Source organism: Oscillibacter sp. CAG:155 (genome assembly GCA_000436875.1).
GTDB lineage: Bacteria > Bacillota > Clostridia > Oscillospirales > Oscillospiraceae > Oscillibacter.
Genome location: FR890899.1, coordinates 7,877 through 16,334, shown reverse-complemented (window position 1 = coordinate 16,334; position 8,458 = coordinate 7,877). Strand labels below are relative to the sequence as shown.

The window sequence follows — 8,458 nt, the reverse complement described above, 5'->3', positions numbered from 1 at the left end:
CACCTCGCTGATGGTGATATAGGCGGTCTCATCCACCTCGTGGACCAGGTCCTTGAGCTTGGTCACCTGGAAGCGGTTGACCACAAAATAGATCATGCTCTTCGGGGTATTGGAATATCCGCCCCGGGCCTCCAGCCGGGTGGCACCGCACTCGAAGGTATCCGTCAGGACCTTGCACACCTCATCGGCACGGGTGGTGATGATCACCGCGCACTTGGCCCGGTCCAGGCCGTCCACGATGAAGTCCACGGTCTTGAGTGCCGCTCCGTAGGTAACGATGGAATAGAGCGGCAAAATCCAGTTTTGCAGTACGATCCCGCAGATGATATAGAGGATGACGTTGTAGATCATCACGAAGGTGCCCACCGTCACCCCCAGGCGCTTGGCAAAGATCACTGCCATGACCTCAATGCCGTCCATGGCGCCGCCGAACCGGATCGCCATACCGCTGCCCACGCCGGAGATCAATCCGCCGAAGAGGGCGCACAGCAGCAGGTCCTGCCCCGCAAGAGGCGAGGCGAAGCTCACATCCACCGGCAGCACATCTGTAATGAGCCACGCCGTCAGGGAGTAGATGCACACGGTGTAAATGGCATAGAGGGTGAACAGAGCCCCCTGCTTTTTCAGTCCGTAAAGGAACAGCGGAATATTCAGCACCAGCAAAAAGACGGACAGTGTCAGCCAATCCGGTGTCACCTGGGCCAGCAGCATGGAGGTACCGGAAATCCCGCTGTCGTACAGTTTTACCGGGGAGAGGAAGATGGTCACACCGATGGCGTTGATGATGCCCGCCGCCGTCAGGGCGGCCAGGTTGCTGAGACGGAATTTTTTCAGCTGCTCCATAGGACTCCTTTCTGTTCCGAACCGGTCAGGACAGCTCCGCCTGACCCGTGTAGAGTTGATAGTAACGACCGTGCTGGGCGATCAGATCGTCGTGGTCACCCCGCTCGATGATGTTGCCCTGCTCCAGAACCATAATGGCCTTGGCGTTGCGCACCGTGGAAAGCCGGTGGGCAATGACGAATACCGTCCGGCCCGCCATCAGGCGGTCCATGCCCTTTTCGATGAGCTTTTCCGTGCGGGTATCAATGGAGCTGGTGGCCTCATCCAGAATCAGCACCGGGGGATTGGCGCAGGCGGCACGGGCAATATTCAAAAGCTGCCGCTCGCCCTGGGAGAGGTTGCCGCCGTCACCGGAGAGCACGGTATCATAGCCGTGAGGCAGGTGACGGATGAAGGTATCTGCGCCCGCCAGCTGGGCCGCGGCGTGGACCTCCTCGTCGGTGGCATCCAGCCGCCCGTAGCGGATATTGTCCGCCACAGTGCCGGTGAAAAGGTGGGTATCCTGCAGCACCACACCCAGAGACTGACGCAGGGAATCCTTTTCAATGTCCCGCACGTCGATGCCGTCATAGGTAATGGTGCCGGACTGGATCTCGTAGAAGCGGTTGATCAGACTGGTGATAGTGGTCTTGCCGGCACCGGTAGAACCCACGAAGGCGATCTTCTGACCGGGCTTTGCGAAGAGAGAAATATCGTGAAGGATGATCTTGCGGTCATCATAGCCAAAGACCACATGGTTGAACCGCACATCGCCCCGCAGGGGGATCAGCGTGCCGTCCGGCTGCTTCCAGGCCCACTCGCCGGAGTCAAAGGATGCCTCGCTCAGATTGCCGCTGCGGTCCTCGGTGACTCGAACCAGTTTCACCTTGCCCTGATCCACCTCGGGCTGGGCCTCCATGACCTCAAAGACCCGCTCGGCGCCGGCCACAGCGGAGAGAATGGTGTTGACCTGCTGAGAGATCTGAGTGATGGGCTGGCTGACCTGCCGGGTGTACTGCAAAAAGGCCGCGAGGCCGCCCAGATCGCCGCTGCGGATGGCCAGAATGCCGCCCACGCAGCAGGTGATGGCGTAGTTGATATAGGAGAGGTTGCCCATGGCAGGCATCATGGCGCCGGCATAGGCCTGGGCGCGGGTGGCCGCCTGCCGGTAGGCCTCGTTCCGCTCCCGGAAGCCCTCCTTGGCCGCGGGCTCATGGTTGAAAACCTTGATGACCTTCTGGCCCTCGATCATCTCCTCGATATAGCCGTTCACAGTACCCAGTGCAGACTGCTGCTGGGCTGCAGCCGGCTGCGGGGCGAAGTCCGGGGGGCTGCCCCCGCCGATGACCTTGACCACCAGCAGCATCACCACCAGCATGACAAAGGTGATCCCCGTCAGCACAGGGCTCAGGACAATCATCATGGCGATAGTGCCCACAAAGTTCAGTGAACAGGAGATGAGGCTGCCAAAGCTGTTGTTCAGGGCCTCGGAAATGGTATCAATATCATTAGTATAGCGGCTCATCAGCTCGCCGTGGGTGTGGGTGTCGAAAAACTTCAGCGGCAGGCTCTGCATCCGGTCGAAAAGGTCGGAACGGATTTTGGCCACCGTGTTCTGGGACACATGCACCATGATACGGGCATAGCCGAAGGAGCATGCCGCACCGACGATATACACTGCCGCCATGAATGCCAGCATCTTGGCAAGTCCCGGGAAATCGCCGGTCAGAATATAATCATTGATCAAAGGCTTGATGAGGTAGGACCCGCCCACGGTACAGGCGGAGCTGATGACCAGCAAAACCACCACCAAAGCCAGCAGGGACTTGTAGCGTCCCAGATAATGCATCAGTTTTCCCAGAGTTCCCCGCAGGTCCTTGGGTTTTTGATATCCATGCCGTCCCGGACCGCCGCCGGGTCCCCGGGATGCCGGTTGATTCGTACGCTGTTCAGCCACCGATGCTCACTCCTTCCTGCTGAGACTGATAGACCTCGCGGTAAATGTCACAGTTGTTCATCAATTCGTCGTGGGTGCCCTGGGCCACGATCCGACCGCCGTCCATCACCAGAATCAGATCCGCCTCACAGATGGAGGTCACCCGCTGGGCAATGATGATCTTGGTGGTGTCCTTGAGTTCATTGGCAAACGCCTTGCGGATCTTGGCATCTGTGGCGGTATCCACCGCACTGGTGGAATCGTCCAGAATCAGCACCTTGGGCTGCTTCAAAATCGCCCGTGCGATGCAAAGGCGCTGCTTTTGTCCGCCGGAGACGTTGACACCGCCCTGGCCCAGATCGGTATCCAGTCCGTCGGGCATCCGCTCCAAAAATTCATCGGCGCAGGCTGCCCGGCAGGCCGCCCACAGCTGTTCCTCCGTGGCATCGGGATTGCCCCAGAGTAGGTTTTCCCGAATGGTGCCGGAGAAGAGGGTATTCTTCTGCAGCACCACGCTCACCGCGTCCCTCAAATGCTCCATGGTGTAGTCCGCCACAGGACGGCCGCCCACCTCCACGGTACCCTCGGTGGCCTCGTAGAGCCGGGGAATCAGAGACACCAGCGTGGTCTTGGCGCTGCCGGTGCCGCCCAGGATGCCCACCGTCTGTCCGGAGCGGATATGCAGATCAATATCCCGCAGAATCCACTCGGGGCTGGTGAGGTCATATTTGAAGGAAACATGGTCAAAATCAATGCTGCCGTTTTTCACCTCAGCAGGCACCTTGCTGCCGTCGGCGCCGGTATCCAGCTTGGCTTCGTCATTGGTGATGGCAGGCTTTTCCCGCAGTACCTCGGCAATCCGGCGAGCACAGGCGATGGACCGGGTCATCATCATGAAGATCATGGAAACCATCATAAGGGACATCATGATCTGGGTGATGTAGGTGAAAAATGTGATGAGCTTGCCGGCTTCCAAAGAACCGGCGTACACCATCTGACCGCCGAACCACATGACGGCGATGATGGTGCCGTAGACGATCAGCATCATGATGGGCATGTTGATGACCACCATGCCGAAGGCCTTTTCCGCATTGGACTTCAAATCCAGGTTGCGCTTGGCAAATTTTTCCCGCTCATGGTCTTCCCGCACAAAGGACTTGACCACCCGGATGCCCGTCAGATTCTCCTGGACCACCAGGTTCAGGGCATCGGTCTTCTCCTGCATGGCCCGGAACCGGGGGCTGGCTTTGGAGAGGATCAGCGCCACTGACACGACCAGCAGCGGCAGCGCCACCAGAAAGACATTGCTGAGCTGGTAGCTGATGCGGACGGACAAAAACAGTGCCGCCACCAGCATCACCGGAGCGCGGACCAGCAGGCGCATGGCAAACATCAGCGTCATCTGCAGGTTGTTGACATCGTTGGTCAGGCGGGTCACCAGGGACGCGGTGGAAAACTTCTCAATGTTGGAGAAGGCATAGTCCTGAATATGGTCATACTCCGCCGCCCGCAGATTCGCACCGAATCCCATGCCCGCAATGGATGAGCAAGTTGCTCCTCCCAATCCAAAGCACAGCGACACCATGGCCATGATGACCATCTGGATGCCCTTGCGCAGGATGAAGTCCTGATCACCGTTGGCGATGCCGATATCCACAATATCGCTCATGACCAACGGAATCAGCAGTTCAAAAACCGCCTCTGCCGCGCTGCACAGCACGCCGAGACAGATCCACTTGGAATATGGCCGTGCGTGCGGCCAAAGAGTTTTCAACATGATTCCCGATCCTCCTCTAGATTTTGAATGATGCGCTCCAGCAGATTCCGGAACAATTCCGTCTCCTGCGGAGTAAAGCCTCGGACCAGCATGGCCTCCGACTCCTGAAATCCTTTTTCAAACAGGGTCTGCTTCTCTCTGCCTTTCTCGGTCAGAGTGATTAGCCGCTGGCGGGCGTCGCTGCCGCTGACGGTGCGGGTCACAAGCCCCTTTTCCATCATCCGGTCCAAAATACCGTTGGCTGTGGAGGGCTTCACCTTCAAAAACTCCGTCACCCGCCCCTGGAGTGCCTGCCCGCCGCAGCGAAACAGATACAACAGGACATGGGACTGGACCGGCGTGATTTCGTACCGGCTCAGTCGAGCCTCCAGACGAGCCCGGGCCAAGTGCGCGCTGCGCCCCAGCATTGGCCCCAATGCGCTTCCCGGCTGCATAATCCACCTCCATCATTTTATTTAGTCGGCTAAAAATTAGCACGCTAAATAATAGCAAATTTCGCCGCTTTCGTCAATGTCAAATATATGCTATTTTTTAAACGATTTGTGAATTAAAATCCCCTAATTTTTACGCTTGTAAACAAATTGTGAAGCATTTCCAAAGGCGGTTGACTTTCCATGCCGGACCTTGTATGATGGCATCATCAAGCAGGACACTTGATAAACATGCCAACATTTTCCCTCTCCTTTCTCTATATCATACAGAAAAGCGGACAGCTCGTTGGGGCTGTCCGCTTTTCTGCTGTCTGCGCTTCTCATGACAGTTCCGCCTCCCTTTTTCAGTCTATAATTTATTGAAAAACAATAAATTATCATTGACTTTCGATAAGCTCCATGCTATGATGCAGGCAGCAGAGAAGGAACTGTCCCGTCGTCTCTCTTCCCAACAGCCTGGATGCACTGTCTGCGTTTCATCATAAGGAGGCCTGTATATGCCAAACACCGCCGTACAGAAAATTGCCCATGTACTCAATCTCCTGGTCCTTGCCACCTTTATCTGCAATCTGTTGGCGCTGCCGCTGGTGCCCTGTCTCGTGCAAAACCGCTTTTACCTGGATATGAACGGTGTTCTGTCCACGTTTGCCTATGATCTGAACGATGGCTTGGCCCTCTTTTTTGACACCCCTTATTATCAGGTCTGGCAGCAGCCGTACACTGCCGCGCTGACGCTGTTTCTCTGGTTTTCCGGCGTGTGTACCGCGGTCATTCTCTGGCAGGGGCGCCGGGTGCTCCGGACCATTCTCCGGGGGCAGCCTTTCTCCATGGAAAACGCCGTCTCCCTGCGCCGTGCTGCCGTGTCTTCCTTCATCATCTCCGCCGCGGCGCTGCTCCGGACGATATTCAGCATCTGCACTTATCACACTCTCTTTCCCCTGGTGACCTACAATGCCCTTTTTGTCCCCATCTTCGCCATGGCAGGGCTCTTGTGTCTGGTAATGTCCGCACTCTTCCGCCAGGCAGCGGAAATCAAGGTGGAAAACGACCTGACCATTTAAGGAGGAACGCACATGGCGATCGTCGTAAATCTGGATGTGATGATGGCAAAGCGGAAAATGTCCCTCTCCCAGCTCTCGGAGAAGGTGGACATCACCCTGGCCAATCTGTCCATTTTAAAAAACAACAAGGCCAAAGCGGTGCGTTTTTCCACCCTGGAGGCCATTTGTGCCGCTCTGGACTGCCAGCCCGGAGATATCCTGGAATATGTACCGGACCCGGAACCCAAGGCGTAAGACGCCCTGCGCCCCCAGGCTCTGCTCTCTATCACGGCACAGCACCGAACCATCCACATCTCACGTACAACTGAACAGGAGGTCTTTTGATGTCTGACTGTAATCAGCTCCCACCTGCGGTGGGAGCTGCGAAGCCTGCCCCAAAAGTAATAAAACGCTATGAAATTACCGGCAAAGACCGGCTGCTCCTGGGCGGAGCCCTGGTCTGGTGTTTTCTTACTGTGGACACCGTGCTGTTTGCCCCGGTTTGGGGTATCGGGCTGACCTCCGCAGTTTTTCTCTGGTATCTCCTGCTGCTGACCGCTCTGGGCCGCCGGGTCTTTCACAGCTGGGAGAGCTGTGTTCTCCTGATGGAAAATCTGGTGCTGGCCGCCACATTCGCTCTCCAGTCCAATCCCTGGATGCGGTGGTGGAATCTTCTGGCACTGCTGGTTCTGGTGCCGATCCACACCTGCGGGCTCTGTGCTTCCACACAGCTGCCCTGGTGGCGGCCCAGGATGCTGTCGGAGCGGACGGCATGCTGGTTTTCCGGCTTGTTCTCCGGGGTGGGTGCAGCTTTTGCCGCTCTGGTCCCCACCGGGAAGGCTCGGGATTCCCACCGGACGATGTCCTTTGCGCTTGGCTGCGGTGCAGCCGTTTTGCTGCTGTGCATTCTCGTCCCGGTGCTTGCCTCCGCAGATGCCCTTTTTGCCGCCGCCACAGCGGACCTGCGCACGTTCCTCCGGACCCATTTCACCACGACGTTTGCCAAGTTCCTCTGGGCCCTGATCCTGACTCCTTTTGCCTTCAGTCTGTTCTATCGCCTGCGCCACCCGGCGCAGCCCGGAGCACTTTTTCCGGAAAAGACGTTCTTTATGGACGGCGCGGGATTTGTGATCCTGCTGGCGGCGCTGGATGTGCTGTATCTGCTGTTTTTGCTGGTGCAGTCCGCGGGTCTGTTCGGCGGCCCGGACTATCTGGCCGCAAAAGGGATCTCCTACGCCCAGTGGGCCCGCAGCGGTTTTTTCCAGATGGTGGGTGTCACCATTGTCAATCTGAGTGTTCTCCTGGCGGCCCTGACCTTCTGCCACCGGCAAGGCCGGGGATGGGGCGCTGTCCGCCTGCTGGCCGGGGCGCTGATTGCCGAGAGTCTGGTCCTGCTGGCCTCCGCCGCCTGGCGGATGAGCCTGTATGTCAGCGTCTATGGCCTGAGCTTCAAGCGGCTCATGACTTACTGGGGCATGGGCATGATGGCCCTCTTCCTCCTGGCGGCGTTGTGGAAACTCCTGCGCCCGAACCGCTCCTTCTGCCGTGCCGCCTTTCCAATCGCCCTGGCAGGGTGGCTTCTCATCAACTGTGTCCCGCTGGACACGGTAGTGGCCCGGGACCAGGTGGAGCGCTACCTCTCCGGGGAGGCGACCTCTTTGGACGTGGAATATCTGCTGGAGGATCTCTCCTACGGCACGCTGGCCCAACTGAACCGACTGGACGGCAGCATGGCCGTATACACCATGGACGGCAAAACCACACTGGGCACCCTGCTGGCGCAGCGCCGGGAAGAGGCTCGGGCGGAGTGCAGCGACTGGCGGACCTGGAACCTCTCTGCCTGGCGGGCCGCCGGAACCCCCTAAGATCTCCGGTTTCCCGCTGTTTTCCCAGTCTGCCATCCAATTCAAAACACATGAAAGGAAGGACGGTTTATGAAAAATATTTTGCTGGCTGCGGGGATTGCCGCGCTCCTTCTGTTCCCTCTCAGTGCCTGTGGGGACGTCTCCCGGCAAAGTGAGATTTCCCGGGAGATTCAGCTGGATCTTTCTGGCGGGACGCAGGTTTCCGACTATGATACCCACAGCGGCAACGGCGACGGGATCTCCTGCACGGCGTTTGATTTTTCGGAGCATCCGCTCACGCCGGAGCTGGAAGCCTCCCCGGCATGGACGTCGTTTCCTCTGAGCACGACGGCCAAGGCCCTGGTCTACGGCATCTTGGATGAAAACTCCAGCACCGGGCCGTATCTGACGGATGGGGACGGCGTGCCGCTGGTGCCGGTCATCCAAAACGGGTATTATCTGCTTGTGGACCGGCAGCAGGATTCCCAGGAACCGCTTTTGAACCGGTATTCTCTCAATTTTACCCTGGCGCTTTATGATACGGATTCTGATCTGCTGTATGTTTGCAGAATGGACACGTGACGTGGGTTCCCCTTCCGCGAAGAAAC

General features: G+C 57.9%; 8 protein-coding genes. 4 read left to right on the top strand and 4 right to left on the bottom strand.

Going from position 1 to position 8,458, the window contains the following annotated elements:
• From QZL67_RS05405 to QZL67_RS05390, 4 genes are all read right to left on the bottom strand, one after another.
• Window positions 1-843: YitT family protein (locus tag QZL67_RS05405; RefSeq protein WP_292919912.1), on the bottom strand; the 843-nt coding region annotated here is incomplete at its 3' end.
• 25 nt (window positions 844-868) lie between these two features.
• Window positions 869-2,671 carry an ABC transporter transmembrane domain-containing protein gene (locus QZL67_RS05400; RefSeq protein ID WP_292919918.1) on the bottom strand — a complete coding sequence of 601 codons (1,803 nt, stop codon included), beginning with the start codon at window positions 2,669-2,671 and terminating at the stop codon, window positions 869-871.
• Window positions 2,672-2,771: 100 nt separating this feature from the next.
• Window positions 2,772-4,535, bottom strand: a complete 1,764-nt coding sequence (locus QZL67_RS05395; RefSeq protein WP_022289731.1) for an ABC transporter ATP-binding protein — start codon at window positions 4,533-4,535, stop codon at window positions 2,772-2,774.
• Window positions 4,529-4,969 (bottom strand): MarR family winged helix-turn-helix transcriptional regulator, encoded by a 441-nt coding sequence (locus QZL67_RS05390; RefSeq protein ID WP_022289730.1) that lies wholly within the window; start codon window positions 4,967-4,969, stop codon window positions 4,529-4,531. Before QZL67_RS05390 ends, QZL67_RS05395 begins: the two co-directional genes overlap by 7 nt.
• A gap of 494 nt (window positions 4,970-5,463) precedes the next feature.
• Here QZL67_RS05390 and QZL67_RS05385 point away from each other — a divergent pair, with 494 nt between their 5' ends.
• From QZL67_RS05385 to QZL67_RS05370, 4 genes are all read left to right on the top strand, one after another.
• Window positions 5,464-6,027 carry a DUF2975 domain-containing protein gene (locus QZL67_RS05385; RefSeq protein WP_022289728.1) on the top strand — a complete coding sequence of 188 codons (564 nt, stop codon included), beginning with the start codon at window positions 5,464-5,466 and terminating at the stop codon, window positions 6,025-6,027.
• Window positions 6,028-6,039: 12 nt separating this feature from the next.
• Window positions 6,040-6,261: a helix-turn-helix transcriptional regulator gene (locus QZL67_RS05380; RefSeq protein ID WP_022289727.1), complete on the top strand. Its 222-nt coding sequence runs from the start codon at window positions 6,040-6,042 to the stop codon at window positions 6,259-6,261.
• Window positions 6,262-6,350: 89 nt separating this feature from the next.
• On the top strand, window positions 6,351-7,871 hold the full coding sequence (locus QZL67_RS05375; protein WP_022289726.1) for a DUF4153 domain-containing protein: 1,521 nt from the start codon (window positions 6,351-6,353) through the stop codon (window positions 7,869-7,871).
• Between the two features lie 69 nt (window positions 7,872-7,940).
• Window positions 7,941-8,432, top strand: a complete 492-nt coding sequence (locus tag QZL67_RS05370; RefSeq protein WP_022289725.1) for a hypothetical protein — start codon at window positions 7,941-7,943, stop codon at window positions 8,430-8,432.
• Window positions 8,433-8,458: the final 26 nt, after the last annotated feature.